This window comes from Actinoplanes oryzae, from assembly GCF_030757795.1.
GTDB lineage: Bacteria > Actinomycetota > Actinomycetes > Mycobacteriales > Micromonosporaceae > Actinoplanes.
In genome coordinates, this window is record NZ_JAUQWH010000021.1 from 33,962 (window position 1) to 51,259 (window position 17,298).

General features: G+C 70.5%; 17 protein-coding genes and 1 other RNA gene. 13 read left to right on the forward strand and 5 right to left on the reverse strand.

What is annotated here, in order from left to right:
- Positions 1-262: 262 nt before the first annotated feature.
- The 3 genes from RBH18_RS10145 to RBH18_RS10155 all read right to left on the reverse strand — a co-directional run bounded on the left by RBH18_RS10145 (position 263) and on the right by RBH18_RS10155 (position 2,435).
- On the reverse strand, positions 263-637 hold the full coding sequence (locus RBH18_RS10145) for an Rv3235 family protein (RefSeq protein ID WP_306206136.1): 375 nt from the start codon (positions 635-637) through the stop codon (positions 263-265).
- Positions 638-1,559: 922 nt separating this feature from the next.
- Complete coding sequence (locus RBH18_RS10150) at positions 1,560-1,787, reverse strand: helix-turn-helix transcriptional regulator (protein ID WP_306206138.1); 228 nt, start codon at positions 1,785-1,787, stop codon at positions 1,560-1,562.
- 192 nt (positions 1,788-1,979) lie between these two features.
- Positions 1,980-2,435, reverse strand: coding sequence for an Lrp/AsnC family transcriptional regulator (locus RBH18_RS10155; RefSeq protein ID WP_306206140.1), 456 nt, complete (start codon positions 2,433-2,435; stop codon positions 1,980-1,982).
- A gap of 93 nt (positions 2,436-2,528) precedes the next feature.
- On the opposite strand from RBH18_RS10155, the gene RBH18_RS10160 reads away from it, so the two are divergent.
- Both RBH18_RS10160 and RBH18_RS10165 read left to right on the forward strand, forming a co-directional pair.
- Positions 2,529-3,176 (forward strand): rhodanese-like domain-containing protein, encoded by a 648-nt coding sequence (locus tag RBH18_RS10160; RefSeq protein ID WP_306206142.1) that lies wholly within the window; start codon positions 2,529-2,531, stop codon positions 3,174-3,176.
- Positions 3,177-3,217: 41 nt separating this feature from the next.
- Positions 3,218-3,727: a DUF6912 family protein gene (locus RBH18_RS10165; RefSeq protein WP_372338895.1), complete on the forward strand. Its 510-nt coding sequence runs from the start codon at positions 3,218-3,220 to the stop codon at positions 3,725-3,727.
- A gap of 3 nt (positions 3,728-3,730) precedes the next feature.
- Here RBH18_RS10165 and RBH18_RS10170 read toward each other — a convergent pair whose 3' ends face one another.
- Entirely contained in the window at positions 3,731-5,221 is a 1,491-nt protein-coding gene (locus RBH18_RS10170) for a DUF2339 domain-containing protein (protein WP_306206144.1), read from the reverse strand.
- Positions 5,222-5,310: 89 nt separating this feature from the next.
- Between RBH18_RS10170 and pruA the strand changes: the two genes are divergently transcribed.
- The 9 genes from pruA (at position 5,311) to ssrA (ending at position 13,971) form a co-directional block, all read left to right on the forward strand.
- Positions 5,311-6,939, forward strand: coding sequence for an L-glutamate gamma-semialdehyde dehydrogenase (gene pruA, locus RBH18_RS10175; protein ID WP_306206145.1), 1,629 nt, complete (start codon positions 5,311-5,313; stop codon positions 6,937-6,939).
- Positions 6,940-7,206: 267 nt separating this feature from the next.
- Positions 7,207-7,722, forward strand: coding sequence for a PadR family transcriptional regulator (locus RBH18_RS10180; protein ID WP_306206147.1), 516 nt, complete (start codon positions 7,207-7,209; stop codon positions 7,720-7,722).
- Positions 7,723-7,788: 66 nt separating this feature from the next.
- On the forward strand, positions 7,789-8,904 hold the full coding sequence (gene prfB, locus RBH18_RS10185; protein ID WP_306206149.1) for a peptide chain release factor 2: 1,116 nt from the start codon (positions 7,789-7,791) through the stop codon (positions 8,902-8,904).
- Positions 8,905-9,089: 185 nt separating this feature from the next.
- Positions 9,090-9,770: a cell division ATP-binding protein FtsE gene (gene ftsE, locus RBH18_RS10190; RefSeq protein WP_305789586.1), complete on the forward strand. Its 681-nt coding sequence runs from the start codon at positions 9,090-9,092 to the stop codon at positions 9,768-9,770.
- A 65-nt stretch (positions 9,771-9,835) separates the two neighbouring features.
- Complete coding sequence (ftsX, locus tag RBH18_RS10195) at positions 9,836-10,711, forward strand: permease-like cell division protein FtsX (RefSeq protein WP_306206152.1); 876 nt, start codon at positions 9,836-9,838, stop codon at positions 10,709-10,711.
- Positions 10,712-10,841: 130 nt separating this feature from the next.
- On the forward strand, positions 10,842-12,095 hold the full coding sequence (locus tag RBH18_RS10200) for a peptidoglycan DD-metalloendopeptidase family protein (protein ID WP_306206154.1): 1,254 nt from the start codon (positions 10,842-10,844) through the stop codon (positions 12,093-12,095).
- Positions 12,096-12,139: 44 nt separating this feature from the next.
- Positions 12,140-12,616 (forward strand): SsrA-binding protein SmpB, encoded by a 477-nt coding sequence (gene smpB, locus RBH18_RS10205; RefSeq protein ID WP_305789589.1) that lies wholly within the window; start codon positions 12,140-12,142, stop codon positions 12,614-12,616.
- Between the two features lie 241 nt (positions 12,617-12,857).
- The gene (locus RBH18_RS10210; RefSeq protein ID WP_306206156.1) at positions 12,858-13,511 is read left to right on the forward strand and encodes a cellulose binding domain-containing protein; all 654 of its coding nucleotides are present in this window, start codon (positions 12,858-12,860) and stop codon (positions 13,509-13,511) included.
- 83 nt (positions 13,512-13,594) lie between these two features.
- Positions 13,595-13,971, forward strand: a transfer-messenger RNA (tmRNA) gene (ssrA, locus tag RBH18_RS10215).
- A gap of 346 nt (positions 13,972-14,317) precedes the next feature.
- On the opposite strand, the gene RBH18_RS10220 is transcribed toward ssrA, so the two are convergent.
- On the reverse strand, positions 14,318-14,770 hold the full coding sequence (locus RBH18_RS10220; RefSeq protein ID WP_306206158.1) for an effector-associated constant component EACC1: 453 nt from the start codon (positions 14,768-14,770) through the stop codon (positions 14,318-14,320).
- Between the two features lie 96 nt (positions 14,771-14,866).
- On the opposite strand from RBH18_RS10220, the gene RBH18_RS10225 reads away from it, so the two are divergent.
- Together RBH18_RS10225 and RBH18_RS10230 are read left to right on the forward strand one after the other, a co-directional pair.
- Positions 14,867-16,081 carry a M48 family metalloprotease gene (locus RBH18_RS10225; RefSeq protein WP_306206160.1) on the forward strand — a complete coding sequence of 405 codons (1,215 nt, stop codon included), beginning with the start codon at positions 14,867-14,869 and terminating at the stop codon, positions 16,079-16,081.
- A gap of 9 nt (positions 16,082-16,090) precedes the next feature.
- On the forward strand, positions 16,091-17,293 hold the full coding sequence (locus tag RBH18_RS10230; RefSeq protein ID WP_306206162.1) for a zinc ribbon domain-containing protein: 1,203 nt from the start codon (positions 16,091-16,093) through the stop codon (positions 17,291-17,293).
- Positions 17,294-17,298 lie beyond the last annotated feature (5 nt).

Consider the following 17,298-nt stretch of genomic DNA (forward strand, 5'->3'; position numbering starts at 1 on the left):
TGGCTTGTCGATGGCCCGCGCGCGCAACGGCTTGGGGGAGGGCTGCACGAAACGCGGCTTGCGCGGGATGCGTGTGGCTTGTCGATGGCCCGCGCGCGTGGGATGCGTGTGCGGTTTCCGCTCTGCGCGGTCTTCGCACGCGGCGCCGATCGAGCCGTCGAACGCGAGTTTTGCGCGGGTTTTCTCCAGTGGTGGAGCCCGGGACGGCCGCCGCCTGCGGTGCTCGGTGGACGCCCCGGGGATGAGGGCGTGGCGGGGTGACTCAGACGAGGTACATGACCGTGGCCAGCCAAGATTTGTTGTGCTGTTCGAGGCGGAGGGCCAAGGCCCACGATCGATCCCGGGTGGCCAGGACAGCGACGGCTTCGACGGCTCCGGGGCGGGGCTCGCAGATGTTGAGCTGGCCGACGGCGGCGCGGGTGGGGCCCCCGCGGGAGCTGCGGGATCGGCTCACGGAACGCGCCGCTGACACGCGTTGGGCAGCGGCCTGACCGGCGGCCACCACCGTGGAGGCGTCGGCGGGAAGGGTCAGCTGGCGGAGGTGGGCGGCGGGGCGGTAGCCGTTGATGACCTCGAGGCAGGCGCCCACGAAGCGGCGGATGGCGGCTCGGCCTGCCGCGCTCTCGCCCTCGCCCATGGGCCTGCTGGTGACGACCCGTGCCGCCCCCGACGGCTGATCCGGCCCGGGTCGCACCTGCCCGCACGGCGCCGGCCCGGGTCGCGCCTGCCCGCACGGCGCCGGCCCGGGTCGCGCTTGCCCGTCCGGCGCTGGCGACGGGGGGATGGGCACGGGAGGCGCGCCGGGCGGGATTGCCAGGGCTGGCGCGAGGCTCTGTGCTTCTGGGGCGCTTGAGGTCGGCGGGGGCGGTGCGGAGTCGCGGACCTGGGTGGCTCGTGCGGCGCCGAGGAGAGCGGGCTGCTCGGTGCGGAGTAGCTTTCGGTCGGGCCGGCGGTCGGGACGGCGGCCTGGCCAGCGGTCGGTGGGGGACGGCGTCTCGGTGCGGAGGGAGATCTCGGTGGCGAGGGCGGTCACGGCGGCCTGGACCTTGGAGCGGTTGAGGGCTTCGAGCTCGGGGTCGTACCGTTCGTCGTCGTAGGGCGGGTCGTAGCAGGGTGCGCGCCGGAGACGCAGAGCCGCTCGTTGCGCGGCCGCCAGCTGTGCTGCCGCGCGCTGCGCCGGGGTCGGCGGCTCGGCTGCTCGCTGCCTCTCGTCGCCGGACGACCCGGCTCGGGGCGCGCCGTGAAGGCCGGGGGAGAACAGCTCGGTCTGCCCCGTCGTGAGCGGCTCGGCCGCCACCTGATGTCTCGCTGGTCGGTGCGGCGGGGTGCGGTCGTCCAGCCGCGTCGACTGGGAGCTGACCACTCTTTCCAGATCCGGCGGATCCATCACCACGATCGACATCGTCACCCCTGACAACCTCGTTTGCCTACGTTTGCCTTCGATGAGCCTCGACAGGCTTCAACGACGAGTGTCGGGACGGAGAGCCGGGCGGTCAACGGGTGCCGCCCGCGGCTGTGGATAGCGCGCGGGCGGACAAAAGGGAACTGTGGACAGCGGGTCAGTCGGGTTCGCGGTCGGTGAGAGGATTCTGCTGCACCCACTCAGCGGTTTCCGCATACTTCTGCTCGATGTAGGCCTCGAGTCGGGCGCGCTCCACCCGCCACTGGCCCCGGCCGCCGATCTTGATCGCGGGCAGTTCGCCGCTGCGGACCATGTGGTAGACCTGCGAGTCGGAGACGTTCAGCTCGGCGGCGACGTCCGACAGCAGGAGAAATCGGGGCTCCACAGCCTCAGTTTGCCACCGGCAGCCTGCGACAGCGTGAGGAGGGTGACAGTGTGGACGGCCGAAAATAGCTACCAGCGGGTGCCGGCGGCGGCCTGCCAGCTGAAGTCGGGCGGCGTCGGCGAACGGCCGGAGTCGGCCAGCGCTCGGCACCGTGGACCCGGGGCCGCGCGGGGTCGGCGACTTGTGACCGTGTCAGGCGGGTGGCGCGACGGAACGGCCGGTCAGCGGGCTGGAGTAGACCACGCTGGTCGTCACCGAGCCGAGGCCGCTGATGCGTCCGGTCACTTCTTCGAGGTGTCGCATCGAGCGGGCGAGCACCTTGAGCACGAAGCAGTCCTCGCCCGTCACGTGATGGGCCTCGACGATCTCGGGAGTCGTGTCGAGCAGCGCGTGGAAGGGCTTGTAGTTCCCCGTCGGATAGCGCAGCCGGACGAAGGCCATCACCGTCAGCCCGACCCGCTCGGGGTCGACCGTGGCGTGATATCCGGCGATGACTCCGGTCTCCTCCAGCCGGCGCACCCGCTCCGCCACGGCGCTCGGCGACATCGCCACGGCGCGCGCCAGCTCCGCGAAACTCGCCCGCCCGTCGCGCTGCAACTCGGCCAGCAAACGCCAATCCGTGCGGTCGAGCGCGGGATCAACGGTCATGGCGGCACGGTACCGGGGTTTCGTCGGCGCGGGAAGCCGTACGCCGTGGGTCGGGCCTTAAGCGGGAACGACGCGACTTTTAGCGTCATGGCCATGAGAAATGCCATGGAGATCTTTGCTGAGCACCTGGCCACGCAGACGGATGTCGCCGACGTCCGGACGGCGCCGCCGGGCAGCTTCGTCCTTGTCGACTCGCGGTCGCGGCAGGCCTGGGACCAGGGACATCTGCCCGGCGCCGTGCACCTGCCCACCGCGGAGATCCCCGCCCGGGCGGCCGAGGTGGCGGGGCCCGGTGTCGCCGTTGTCACGTACTGCTGGGGCCCGGGTTGCAACGGCGCCACCCGGGCGGCGCTGGCGTTCGCCCGGCTCGGCTACGAGGTTCGCGAGATGATCGGGGGCGTCGAGTACTGGATCCGCGAGGGATTCCCGATCATCACCCCGGCCGGCGAGATCACGCACGAGCCGGACCCGCTCACCGCGCCCGCGGCCGCCAGCGAAGGAGCGCCAGGCGCGCTGCCGGCGGGCAAGGGAGCGCCCGGCTCGCTATCAGCGGGAAGGGAAGCGCCCGGCGCGCTGACGGCGGAGAAGGGAACGCTGGGCTCGCTGACAGCGGGGGAGGGAGCGCCAGGCGCGTTGACAGCGGGGGAGGGAGCGCTGGGCTCGTTGACAGCGGGGAGAGAAGCGGCGGGGGTTGAGGCGACCGGGCGGGACCCCCTCACAGCGCCCAGCTGCGGGTGCTGATGAGATAGCGGGGAGCTGCAATCACAGGCGGGGAGACGAGAGTGCCGATCACCGAGCAGGTCCGGGTCTACGTGCCGGCCACCGTGCCCATGCTGGCCGAGCTGCGGGAGACCGGCAGGCTCGGCGACGCGCCGCCGGCTGCGCACGCGGTCACCCCGGCGCTGCGCGAGTGGTACGCCGAGGGCGACGAGGAGGAGCTCGAATACGTCGCCTTCACCCGCGCCGCCCAGGCCGCCCTGCAACTGCTCCGGCTCGACCCCGACGCGCCGCGGCGCCGGGTGGTGGTCTCCGCCGACGTGCCCGCAGCGGCCCTCGCCTCGCGCGACTCCGAGCTGGGCTCCAGCGCCGTCCGGCTGGCGCACCCGGTGGTGCTCAAGCAGGTCGCCGCCGTCCACGTTGACGGGGCGGACGCGGCGGACGACGTCGCAGCGGCCGCCGGCGTCGTCGAGAAGGCGCTGGCCGGCGACGAGGACGCCCAGTTCACGGTCGACAGCGCCGAGGACCACGAGCTTGAGTGGTACGCCCCCAGCGAGCTCGACCAGCTCACCTGAGGGTCAGTCGTCCTTCGTGCCGGCGGCCGCGGACGCCCCGGCGGGCGCAGCAGCGGTCGGCTTGCCGGAAGCGGTGGCAGTCGGCTCGCCCGGCGCAGTAACGCCCGACTCGCCCGGGGCAGTAGCGGTCGGCGCGCCCGAGGCAGCGGCGCCCGACTTGCCAGGGGTAGTAGTGGTGGGCGTGCCCGAGGCGGCGGCGGTCGGCTTGCCAGGGACAGTAGTGGTTGGCGCGCCCGGGGCGGCGGCGGTCGGCTTGCCAGGGACAGTAGTGGTGGGCGCGCTCGAGGCGGCGGCGGTCGGCTTGCCGGGGGCAGTGGCGGTCGGCTCGCTGGGGTCAGCGGACTCCGGATCGTCGTCCTCGGCCCGGGCCGCCCGCTCGATCTCCTCGGGGTCGGCCGGGCGCTCCGACAGCCGTTCCGCCGCGGGCGTGCCCGCTTTGTCGGAAGAGGCGGCGGCCCCGCCCGTGCCTGCCGCGGCCCCGCCCGTGCCTGCGGCGGCCCGGCCCGTGCCCGCCGCGGCCTGGCGCGTGCCCGCCGCGGCCCGGCTGCGGGCGTTGCGCCGCCCCGCCACGGCCGCCTCCTCGCTCGGCGCCTCGTCGGGCGGCGCCTGGAGCGTGCGCCCCACGGCCACGATCGCCGCGAACGCCCCCACGAACAGCACCATCAGCGCGTTGTTGATCCGCGCGGCGCTCAGCACCGACTGGATGCTGCTGTCGGCCGCGCTGACCTTGGCCGCGAGCGAGAGGAGCCGCGAGCCGAGCGTGTGGGTCAGGATCTCGGCCACGATCAGCAGCAGGCCGGGCCCGGCCGCGGCGAGCGCGTAGAGCGGCCACCGCACGTCGGAGCCCGTGCGCTTGCGGATGCGCCGCAGCACCAGGAACGTGACCACGCCGGACGCCAGGCCGCTGAGGATGCCCTGCGCATAGCCCCAGTAGTTGGCGGCGTCGGCCCGTGACGCCGAGGTGTCGCCCGCGCCGAACACGGGCAGCAGGTCGTCCTGCAGGAAGGCCAGCACCACGCCGACCAGGAAGACGACGATGGCCGCCCAGGCCGCCGCCGTGACGACCCGGGGCAGGCGGAAGCCCGCCAGCGCGCCGCCGATCGTGGCGGCCGCGGCGATCGTGCCGCCCATGACTGCGTAGATCCAGCCGTCGGTGTTGATCGTGATGATGGTGAGCGCGCCGAGCAGGCCGATCACCAGGCCGGCGCCGGTCGAGACCGCGAATCGGACGGTGGCGCCGAGCTGCCGGCGGCGGGTGACGAAGGCGAGCACGGCGGAGGCCACGGCCATGCCGGCGACCAGGCTCGCGGACACCACGCCCGGCATCGCATAGGACGTGGTGACGACCTCGAGCTCCGCCTGCGACGTGCTCGTGATGCTGACGCGCGCCGAGAGGAGCATGGCGGCCGCCCACACCAGCCCGGCGACGGCCAGCAGAACGCCACCCCAGGTCGTGCGCTCCGGGGACTGCTGCACCGCTTCCGCCTCACTCATGGCCCACAGAGTAATCGGGCCCCCTGACAAGCCCGCGGGGCCGTGGCCTGGGTGGGACGATGACGTGAGACACATCTGAGGAGTGCGCGATGGACGCTCAGCTCGTCGTTCCTGCCCCGATCAACGAACCGGTCCGGAGCTATGCGCCCGGCAGCCCCGAGCGGGAGTCGCTCCGGACGCGCATCGCCGCGCTGGCGGCCGAGCGCCTCGAGCTGACCAGCACGATCGGCGGCGTGCAGCGGCCGGGCGGGGGAGATCCCGTCGACGTCGTGCAGCCGCACAAGCGCCGGCACGTACTCGGTGTGCTGCGCAATGCCACGCACGAGGACGCGCGGGCAGCGGTCGACGCCGCCAAGCAGGCCGCGCCGGCGTGGCGCTCCCTGCCGTACAGCGAACGGGCCTCGGTCTTTCTCCGCGCCGCGGAGCTGCTGGCCGGCGGATGGCGCGACACGCTCAACGCGGCCACGATCCTGGGCCAGTCGAAGTCGGTCCAGCAGGCGGAGATCGACTCCGCGTGCGAGCTGATCGACTTCCTACGCTTCAACGTCGCCTTCGGCGAGCGGATCCTCGGCGAGCAGCCGCAGTCGTCACCCGGGGTCTGGAACCGCTTCGACCATCGCCCGCTCGAAGGCTTCGTGTACGCCGTCACGCCCTTCAACTTCACCGCCATCGCCGGCAACCTCCCCTCGGCCCCCGCCCTGATGGGCAACACGGTCGTCTGGAAGCCCTCGCCGACCCAGCAGTTCGCGGCGCACTTCACGATGCGGCTCTTCGAGGCGGCGGAGCTGCCCCCGGGCGTCATCAACATGGTCACCGGCGACGGGCTGGCGGTCTCCGACGTGGTGCTGTCCGACCCGGCGCTCGCGGGCATCCACTTCACGGGCTCCACGGCGACGTTCCGGCACCTGTGGCGCGAGGTCGGGAGCAACATCGACCGCTACCGTACGTACCCCAGGCTCGTCGGCGAGACCGGCGGCAAGGACTTCGTGATCGCCCATCCGAGCGCCGACGTGGACGCCCTGCACGTGGCGCTGGTCCGCGGCGCGTACGAGTATCAGGGCCAGAAGTGCTCGGCGGCCTCCCGCGCGTACGTGCCGCGGGGTATTTGGGAAGGCGGCCTGCGCGACCGGCTCGCGGCGACCGTCGCCACCATCAAATACGGCGACGTGACCGACTTGTCCGTCTTCGGGGGAGCGGTGATCGACGCCCGCGCCTTCGCCAAGCATGCCGCCGCCCTCGACCGCATCAAGAACAGTGCCTCGTGCACTGTCCTCGCCGGCGGCACGGTCGACGACAGCGAGGGCTGGTTCGTGGCACCGACCCTCGTGGAGTCGTCGGACCCGGGTCACGAGCTGTTCTCCACCGAGTACTTCGGGCCGATCCTCGGCGTGCACGTCTATCCCGACGACGCGTTCGAGGCGATGGTGGCCCAGGCCGAGGCGGTCGCGGACTACGCGCTGACCGGCTCGATCTTCGCCACGGACCGGACGGTGGTCGACTGGGCGGCCGGTGCCCTGCGCAACGCGGCCGGCAACTTCTATGTCAACGACAAGCCGACCGGCGCGGTGGTCGGGCAGCAACCCTTCGGCGGCGCCCGGGGCAGCGGCACGAACGACAAGGCCGGCTCGATCCTCAACCTGCAGCGCTGGGTCTCGCCGCGCACGATGAAGGAAACCTTTGAGCCGCCTGTGACCTGGCAGTATCCCCACATGGGCTGATTGTCGGCTTTACCCCTGGAAGTCGTTTCTTCAGGAAGTCTGGCCCCGGCCGGACGCGGCCTTTGGCGGGATAACGGACTTCGAGCGCCGTCTGACCGATTTCCTGAGCCATTCTACCCGCCGACACCCCGGCTCACCGGCAAAAACGCCCCGACACGACCCTCGTGGTCGGACTGTCTGTGCGGGACAGTCGTTTGTGGAGACGCAAATTGGACGGATCGGGCGAAATCCTGGACGCCACGACGACAAAGTGGCAGCTTAGAAGGCATGCCCGACTCTCAAATCAACCCTACGGCTGCCGCTCTGCTCGGCCTGCTCCACGATGGGCCGATGACCGGCGGACAGCTCATGGCGGCTGCCGAACGCCGCCTCGGGCCCTACTGGTCGATGACGCGGAGCCAGGTCTACCGCGAACTGCCGGTCCTCGCCGAGATGGGCTACGTCCGCCTCGGCAAGCCCGGCCCCCGGTCCAGTCAGCCCTACGCCATCACCGCCTCCGGCAAGCGCGCCTTCAGCCGGTGGCTCGCCGAGTCGCCCGGCCGCGACGCGATCCGCAACCCGATCGCCCTGCGCGTGGCATTCGGCCAGCAGCACGCCGGTGGCCAGCTCAAGACGCTCTACACCGGCGCCAACGAGTTCCACTCCGAGGCGCTCGCCATGGCCCGGGAGCAGGCCAAGGAGGCCAAGAAGGCCGGCGACCAGTACGGTGCCGCCGCCCTCGAGTTCGCCGTGGCGTACCACAAGGCCGCCCTGACCTGGCTCAAGACCGCGCCGGCGGAGTGACGCGAACCGACACCGGAATGGGCCGCCCGGCCGCGACACGGGCCGGGCGGCGTATTCTTGACAGTCGTGAGTGCAGCCGACTTTCCTGACCAGCTCAAGGCGCTCGACGCCACCCTGCGCAACATCGAGAACGTGCTCGACCTCGACAAGCTGCGCCGGGACCGCGCGGAGCTCGAGGAGCAGGCCTCCGCCCCGGACCTGTGGGACGACCAGGCGCGGGCCCAGGAGGTCAACTCGCGCTTGTCGTACGTCGCGGGCGAGATCTCGAAGATGGAGCGGCTCCGCACCCGGCTCGACGACGCGGGGCTGCTGCTCGAGATGGCCGAGGCCGAGAGCGACGCCGACTCGGTCGCCGAAGTGGGCACCGAGCTCGTCGCCCTGCAGAAGGCCGTCGAGGAGATGGAGGTGCGCACCCTGCTCTCCGGCGACTACGACGCCCGGGAAGCAGTCGTCTCCATCCGGGCCGGCGCCGGCGGCGTGGACGCGGCCGACTTCGCCGAGATGCTCCTCCGGATGTACCTGCGCTGGGCGGAGCGGCACGGCTATCCCACCGAGGTCTACGACACGTCGTACGCGGAGGAGGCCGGGCTCAAGTCCGCCACGTTCGCGGTCAAGGTGCCGTACGCGTTCGGCACCCTCAGCGTCGAGTCGGGCACCCACCGCCTGGTGCGCATCAGCCCCTTCGACAACCAGGGCCGGCGGCAGACCAGCTTCGCGGGCGTGGAGGTCATGCCGGTCGTCGAGCAGACGGACCACATCGACATTCCGGACAACGAGCTGCGCGTGGACGTCTACCGGTCCTCGGGCCCCGGCGGCCAGAGCGTCAACACCACCGACTCCGCGGTGCGGCTGACGCACATCCCGACCGGCATCGTCGTGACGTGTCAGAACGAGAAGTCCCAGCTGCAGAACAAGGCGTCCGCCATGCGCGTGCTCCAGGCCCGGCTGCTGGAGCGCAAGCGCCAGGAGGAGGAGGCCAAGATGGCCGGCCTCAAGCAGGACACCACCGGCTCGTGGGGCGACCAGATGCGGTCGTACGTGCTGCACCCCTATCAGATGGTGAAGGATCTGCGGACCGAGGAGGAAACGGGCAACCCGTCCTCCGTGTTCGACGGCGAGATCGACGAGTTCATCGAGGCCGGCATCCGCTGGCGCAAGCAGTCGCAGATCGCCGCGGGCTGAGCCGCGTAAATTTTTCGGAATCGGCAGAAACCGGCTCCGACCAGGGTCTCGCACGCTGAGTGACACGCCGTCTGAACGAAGAGTCAGGCGGCGCTCACCCGTCGTGCTGATCAGCGGGCCTCGGGGCCAAAACTGGGCCACCGCCGGACTTGGCGATTTCGTTACACCGCGTAGACTCTCCACCCGTGATTCAGCTCGAGAACGTGACGAAGACGTACCCGAAGGCGTCTCGGCCGTCGCTGGACGATGTCAGCGTCGGTATCGAGAAGGGCGAGTTCGTCTTCTTCATCGGCCCTTCCGGTTCCGGCAAGTCGACGATCATCAAGCTTCTGCTGCACGAGGTCGCCCCGACCCGCGGCAAGGTCGTGGTCAACTCCAAGGACGTGACGGCCCTGCGCTCCTGGAAGATCCCGCACTTCCGCCGCTCGATCGGCTGCGTGTTCCAGGACTTCCGGCTGCTGCCCAACCGCACGGCGTACGAGAACGTCGCGTTCGCCCTCGAGGTCATCGGCAAGACGAAGGCGGTCGCCCGCCGCGTCGTGCCCGAGGTGCTCGAGCTGGTCGGCCTCGGCGGCAAGGAGCACCGCTACCCGCACGAGCTCTCCGGTGGTGAGCAGCAGCGTGTCGCGGTGGCGCGGGCCTTCGTCAACCGGCCGCTGATCCTGCTGGCCGACGAGCCCACGGGCAACCTCGACCCGGACACCTCGATCGAGATCATGCGCCTGCTGGACCGGATCAACCGGACCGGCACGACGGTCGTGATGGTCACCCACGACTCGAACATCGTCAACCAGATGCGCCGCCGGGTCATCGAGATCGAGAGCGGCCGCATCGTCCGCGACCAGGCTCGCGGCGTCTACGGCTGACCTGGGCTCCGTCCCCGCTCCACCTACCTGTTTGACGACCGCGGAGTCCCGGAAGGAACCCCCCGATGCGTGCCAAGTACGTCCTCAACGAGGTGCTGGTCGGCCTGTGGCGCAACGTCACGATGACCATCGCCATGATCATCACCATGTCGGTGTCGCTGACCATGCTCGGCGCCAGCGTGCTGATGTACATGCAGGTCGACCAGATGAAGGATTATTACTACGGGGAGATCGAGGTCTCGATCTTCCTGCGTGAGGACGTGACCGACGCACAGCGCGAGGCCATCAACCAGGCGATCGACCAGAACTCTCTCGTGCAGAGCAAGGAGTACGAGAGCCGCGACGCCGCCTTCGAGAAGTTCAAGACGCTCTGGAAGGACTCGCCGGACTTCGTCAACTCCGTCACGCCGGAGAGCCTGCCCGAGTCCTACCGCGTCAAGCTGAAGGACCCGCAGCAGTACCAGACCTTCGCCGAGCAGATCAAGGATCAGCAGGGCATTCAGGACATCGTCGACCAGCGCGAGCTGCTCGACAAGGTGTTCAAGATCTTCAACGCGATCCAGGTCTTCGCGCTGGTCGTGGCCGGCTTCATGGCGCTGGCGGCGCTGCTCCTGGTCGGTAACACGATCCAGGTCGCGGCGTACAGCAAGCGCCGCGAGGTCGCGGTCATGAAGCTGGTCGGCGCGTCCAACTGGTTCATCCAGGCGCCGTTCGTGCTCGAAGCGGTCGCGGCCGGCCTGATCGGCGCGATCCTCGGCTTCGTGATGATCTTCCTGATCAAGGTCGTGCTGCTGGACGGCAGGCTGCAGGCGCTGACGAACATCCTCACGCCGATCCCGAGCGAGAACGTCTGGCTGATGTTGCCGCTGCTGGCCGGCGTGGGTGCCGGCGTGAGCGCCATCACCGGGTGGGTCACCCTGCGCTTCTACCTCAAGGTCTGAGCTGCATCACCCTCGATCGCCGCGCTTCCGGTACGCCCGGAGGCGCGGCGATCGTCGTTTCGGCCGAAAGCCGCGCGTTCTGGGTGATTTGGCCGCATAGATACCAAGAGTCAGAGTACGGTGACTCCTCGTGGGGTCCCATCGACGCAGCCGGTTCCGTGCCGCGCTGGCAGCGTGCCTGAGCGTGTGCTGCCTCGCGGCTCCCGCACTGGTGGCGCCCGGGGCCGCCCACGCCGACCCGTCGCCCGGCGACGCGCGGAAGGCGAGCAAGGCCGTGGACCGCGCCGAGGCCATCCTCGAACACGCCACGGTGACCGCCCGCAACGCCGCGCGCCGGCTGGAGGCTGCCACGGCCGCCCTCCCGGCCGCTCAGGAGAAGGTCGCCAAGTCCCGGGGCGTCGTCGCCGCCGCGTCCGTACAGGCCTCCACGGCCCGCCGCAAGGCCGATGCCGCCCGGGCCGCGTACCACGAGACCGTCGGCTCCTTCGACGCCGCTCAGGCCCAGGTCGACATGGCTCGGGAGCGGGTCGACGAGATTGCGGCCGCCTCGTACATGGGCAGCAACTTCGCCAGCCTCAACGTGCTGGTCGGCGCGCGCGGCCCCCAGGACGCCATGGACCGCCTCGGGCTCGTCGACCAGGTCATGCAGAAGCAGCAGGGCGACGTGGAACGGCTGATGCTGGCTCGGCGCGCCGCTCGTACGGCTCAGGACAAGGCCGGGCTCGCCCGCCGCGCCGCCGAGGCCGCCGAGCAGGAGGCCGTCGACAAGCTCGACGCCGCGAAGGACGCGCAGGCGGCCGCCATACGGGCTCGGGCCGCCGTGATTCAGCTCGCCCAGAGCCGCAAGGACGCCCTCCGGGTCGCACGCAGCCAGCGCTCGGCGGTGCTCGCCAAGTACGAGCAGGCGAAGGCCGAGGAGGCCCGCATCCAGAACGCGCTGCGCGGCTGGGACGAGAAGAACGGCGGGACGACCTCCACCTACTCCGGCGGCAAGCTGCTCATGCCGGTGCACGGGTGGAAGACGAGCGACTTCGGCTCCCGGTACGACCCGTACTACCACGTCTGGCAGCTGCACGCGGGCACGGACATCGCCGCGCCGGGCGGGGCCCCGATCCGCGCGGCCGAGAGCGGGCGGATCATCCAGGCCGGCTGGGCGGGCGGCTACGGCAACTACACGTGCATCAGTCACGGCTCGGGCTTCAGCACCTGCTACGGCCACCAGTCGAAGATCCTGGTCAGCCCCGGCGAGTACGTGCGGCGGGGTGAGGTCATCGGGCGGGTCGGCACGACCGGCGCGTCGACGGGGTTCCACCTGCACTTCGAGACGCGGTTCGGCGGCGTACCGAAAAATCCCCTGAATCTGCTGCCGAGCTGCCTCTGTTAGCTCCTGGGTAAGATGGTCTTTTCGGCCCTTCCAAGGAGTGAGTCATGCCGCGCGAACAGGGCCGTAAGGTCGTGGCCTCGAACCGCAAGGCGCGCCACGACTACACGATCCTCGACACCTACGAGGCCGGCATGCAGCTGACCGGCACCGAGGTCAAGTCGCTGCGCGCCGGGCGGGCGTCGCTCGTTGACGCGTTCGGCCACGAGAGCAACGGCGAGATCTTCCTGCACGGGATGCACATCCCGGAGTACACGCAGGGCACCTGGACCAACCACGAGCCGCGCCGCACCCGCAAGCTGCTCCTCCACCGCGAGGAGATCCACAAGATGATGGGCAAGCTGCGCGACGACGGCGTCACCCTGGTGCCGCTCCAGGTCTATTTCGACAACGGGTACGCCAAGGTGGAGCTCGGCGTCGCGAAGGGCAAGAAGTCGTACGACAAGCGGCAGGACCTCGCCACGCGGGACGCGAACCGGGAGATCAACCGGGCGCTGGGCCGGCGCAGCAAGGGCATGGACTGACGAGTCGCCTCGCTGCTCCGGGGCCGGGCGGTCTCGCCGCTTCCGGGGCTCGGTGGTCACGCGGCTTCCGAGCCGGTGGTCTCGCCGCTTCCGGGCCGGTGATGTCGTTGCTTCCGGGCCGGTGGTCTCGTTGCTTCCGGGCCGGGTGGCCTTGCTGCTTCCGGGCCGCCGTGGCGCTGGGGCCGACTGGCGGGTAACCTCGCCGCGGTTCGATTTCCCGCCCGCGCCGAAGGGATCGCCGTTGCCCGGCAAGCAGCAACCCGTCCTCCGCCTGCCCCGCTACTCGCTGATCATCCTGGCAGCCTCGCTCCTCATCGCGATGGTCGCCTGGGTGGCGATCCGGTCCGCCGGGCCCACGAAGGACAGCTCACCCAAGCTCGTCGTCCCGACCACGGCCGCCTCGGTGGTCCCGGCCGCGGTGATCGAGACGCCCACCCCGCCGCCGTCGTCCCGGCCCGCGAAGGTCAGCCTGGCCGCCACCTCGGAGATCTCCAAGCGGCCCAGCGCGAGCGCGAGCCCCAGCCCCACCCCGGACCGGTCCTCGGCCAGCCCCACCCCGTCGCCCACGCCGTCCTCCGCGGCGCCTGTTGTGCTGACCGCCACGTACAAGACGGGGGCGAGCTGGGGCGAAGGCTTCATCGGCTGGCTGACCGTCCGCAACAAGGGCGACAAGTCGGTCCCATGGTCCGTCACGGTGACCTTCCCGTCTCGCGCGGACGTTCGCCTCGGCCCGGTCTGGAACGCCCAGGCCACCACCTCGGGCGACACCGTCACGTTCACCGGCGGGCCGCTGGAGCCCGGCAGGTCCGTCGACGCGGGCTTCTCGGCCGGCAAGTCCAGCGAAGGCAAGGTCACACCCGTCTCCTGCAGCATCGCGGGCCGCCCCTGCGAGTGAGGTGCGCGCCACCCGGGATACCGGAATGACCTACGGGCCGTGACGCGTTACGCTTGTACGGCCGCCGCATGGTGGCCCTACGAGGGGGTGACTGGTTTCGACTTCGTACGTGGAGACAGGGGAAGCGAGCCGAGGAAGCCGACGTCGTCTCGAGAATCGGTCGTCGGAAACCAATAAGCGCCAATAACAAGCGCTCTTCGTTCGCTCTCGCCGCCTGAGGCGAGTAACGAACGTGTCGGACTGAGCACACCTCCGGCTCAGATCTCCGGCATCAGCTAGGAGGTTGGCCAACCGGTCCCGGTCGCGGGGACCGTGCGGCGAGATCAATCAGCGACTGGGCCCGTCACACCAAACTTGCTCACGTGATCGGTGGGGCCGAGTAGAGGCACAGTGAGCTGCGCTCGGAGAAGCCCTGACAAAACAACGAAGGACCCGGGTTCGATTCCCGGCACCTCCACGAGAGGCGGAGGCCCCTGTTCGCGGAAAGCGCGAACCGGGGCCTCTCGTCATATCTGCTCCGGGGGCCGAGCCCCCGGACGCCCCGCGGTGCGGTGGTTGCGCGATGTGGGGCCGTTGCGGTGGGCGGTCGGCCGCGCTTCGGCGCTGCGCGCCTGGCGCTCACGGGAAGAGCGGTCATCCCGACCGAAGGGTCAGTGGTGGGCGGTCGACTGCGCTTCGGGGCTGGGTGCCTGGTGTTCGGTGGGGCGGGGCGGGGCGTGGGCCGGGTTGGGCGGGCGCGCCGGGCGTTTCGCTTCGGTTTGGCGATGGGCGCTGGCTACGGCTATCGCGGCGGGTGGGTGACCGGGTTATGTCGGGGTCGGGGGCTCGGGCTGGTTGGTGGGTGCGGTGAGTTGGCCGGCGCGGGTGGGCTGGGCGCCGTCCGGGGGTGGGGGCGTGGGGGTGAGGGCCTCCGTCAGCTGGGTGGCGAGGGTGGCCAGCTGGTCGGCGTTGAGGTTGCGGACGCGTTGGGCTGAGAGCTCGAGGCGGGCGCCGTCCGGGCGGCGGACCGTCAGGCGGGCGGTGCCGGTGCGGTGTCGGATCCATGTCAGGACGATGGTGGAGAAGGCGCCGAGGGCCGCCGGGCTGAGGTCGACGAGGAGGGTCGTCAGCGTCTCGTTGAGGCCGGGGGCGTGGTGGCCTTCGGCGCCCAGTTGAGTGCGACCGCGCAGGTGGGGGTGGCTGTCAAGGGCCGTTGAAAGGTTGCGCATCTCCGGGCCGGGTGGGTTGCCACCGCCGTCCAGCCGCAGGCTCACTCGCACGAACCGGCTCCTTTCCGTTCGCGAAAACGGGGCGGCGGCGCCGGTCCCCTGTGGACCATACTCGCTGCGGTCGACATTGATTGTCTTGATGGTGAGGTGGCGGCGGCGGTGATCGCGGAGAGTGTGGCCGGGGCGGGGTTGGCGGAGCGGGCCACCGTGGGGCGGCCGAACAATTTTCCGAGCGTGCTGATGTGGTTCCGGTACGGCGTGCTGCGTAATGCGCGGGGTGTGCTGACCGCGTTCGTCGCGGCGTGGCTCTACGTTCCCGCGGCGCTGGCCTCGGCGGCGATCCTGGCGGTCGGTGCCGGCGTGACGGCCTTCGTCTACAGCGGGGTGCAGGGCGAGAACACCCTGCCCCAAGAGATCCGCGACGTGCCGCTGCTCGGGGACGCGATGGAGAATGTGTTGCTGCGTTCCAGCGGGGTGCAGGCGGCCCTTCTGGGTGTCCTGCTCGGCGCTGTGCTCGGGTTCGTGATCGGGCTGATCTGGGTCTTCATCGGCCCGTTCCAGGACGGCGTGCTGGACGGGCTCGCCACCGTGCTGGGCTCTGTCGTCCTGGGCGTCGTCGTCGGCTTGCTCTACACCGGCTACCGGGTGGTGTTCGAGCGACGCATCCTCGCGATCACCGGTGCGCGGCGGCTCAGCCGGCGGGAGATCGCATATCTGATGCCGTTGGTGGCCGAGGCGGCGCAGCGGCTCGGTCTGCCGAATCATCCGCCGGTGCTGATCGACGACAGCCGGGAGCCCAACGCGTACGCGTACACCCGGCACCTGGTGATCAACCAGGGACTGCTGGAGGAGTTCAACTACGAGCGCGACCCGATCGCCGCGGTCCTGGCGCACGAATTGGTGCACTGGCGCAACGGTGATCCGCTGTCGGCGGTCTTCGTCCGCGGTATCGCCCTGCCCCTCTATCTGGTGCAGGCGGGCGGCGGCTGGCTGCACGCCCGGGCCCGCAACTCCGTGCTGCGGTTCCTGGTGTGGCTCGCGTTCTGGCCGGTGTTTCTGACCGTGCGCTATGTCGTGGTGCCGATGCAGGCCGCCGATTCAAGGCAGGCCGAATACCGGGCCGACGAAGGCGCCGTCCTCGCCGGCCACCGGGCCGGGATGCGGCGGGTGCTGGCGCGTTTCCGCCGCTCGTTCGAGGGCGGGCGTAATGGCTGGGTGGCGGCGATCTGCGCGGCACATCCGCCGAACGAGTTGCGTCTGGAGCGGTTGGAGGAACCCGGTCGGGACTATGCCCTTCCGGACGAGGATGCCCCGGCTTTGCCGCTTCCCGTCCTGCTGACCGATTCGCCGTACGCCGGGTGAGGGAGTGAGATGCCGACGCTGACATCTTGTCCGCACTGCCGGACGGTCGCCATGCCGCGGCAGGAATCGTGCCTGCGGTGCGGCCAGGCACTTGAGGCTCCGGTCCTCGCATGCGCCGGCTGCGGCAGTCCGCACGACGAGCGGGACCGGTTCTGCTCGCACTGCGGCCGGTCGTTGACAACCCCTGTCGAAGCGGAGCCGCCGCCTCCCGGCGAACCTCCTTTCCTGCCCGAGCCGCAGCGCTTTCCTCGAAGGCTTGTCGCCCTGCTGGCCGTTTTCGCCGCATTGCTGGTGTCGGTGACCGGTCTCAAAATCGTCGACGGGCGGTACTTCCGGCCGGGGAATGCGGTCGTTGCCTTCTTCGAGGCCCTCGCCGACCGCGACGCGGACGCGGCGATCGCACGGTTGGCGGTCGCCCCGGACGGGGACTCGACGCTGCTGCGCACGGCGGTGCTCCGCTCCGGCGGCTATACCCCGCCTTCCGATGTACGCGTGGGGGCGTACGAGGTCACGGCGGACCGGGCGACAGTCGAGGCTGAATTCCGGGTCGGTGGCACCAGCCATCGGCGGGAATTCTCGCTGGTACGCGACGCCGAGGCGACGGCGGGAATCTTCTACCGCTGGCGCATCGACGGCGGCGTCTTCCCGCTCGATGTGGCAGCGAGCGGTGTGGACTCCGTTCTTGTGGCAGGGACACCTGTTGCGCTCGCCGCATCGGAGTACGGCCGGAATACGCTCCCGGCGCTTCCCGGGTCCTACCGGGTGACGCTGCCGGAGCAGCCCCTGCTCGAAGCCACCGAGTCCGTCGTCCACGTCGGGGTCTCCGACACGGAATATGCCTCGGTGCTGGTGGAACCGGTGGTCAAGAACGGCGCTCGTGAAGCGGTCGACCAGCAGATCCGCGCGTATCTGGAGGACTGCGCCGAGCAGCCGGTTCTCGCGCCGGTCGGCTGTCCGTTTTCGTCGTACTCCTTCGGCGAGGTCCGCAACGTCCGCTGGAAGATCGACGAATACCCGCCGTACGACCTGAGGGTGGACGAAGGTGGCGCGATCCTGACAAACGTTCAGTACGGGACGGCCACGGTCACCGGAAAGTCGGTGTCGAGCTTCGGCAGCGGCACCTATCCGTACGAGGACACGGTGACGTTCACCATCGCCGGAACGATCACCGCATCGGGCGGCACCATCAATTTTCTGCCCGCGGCCGACTGAGCGGG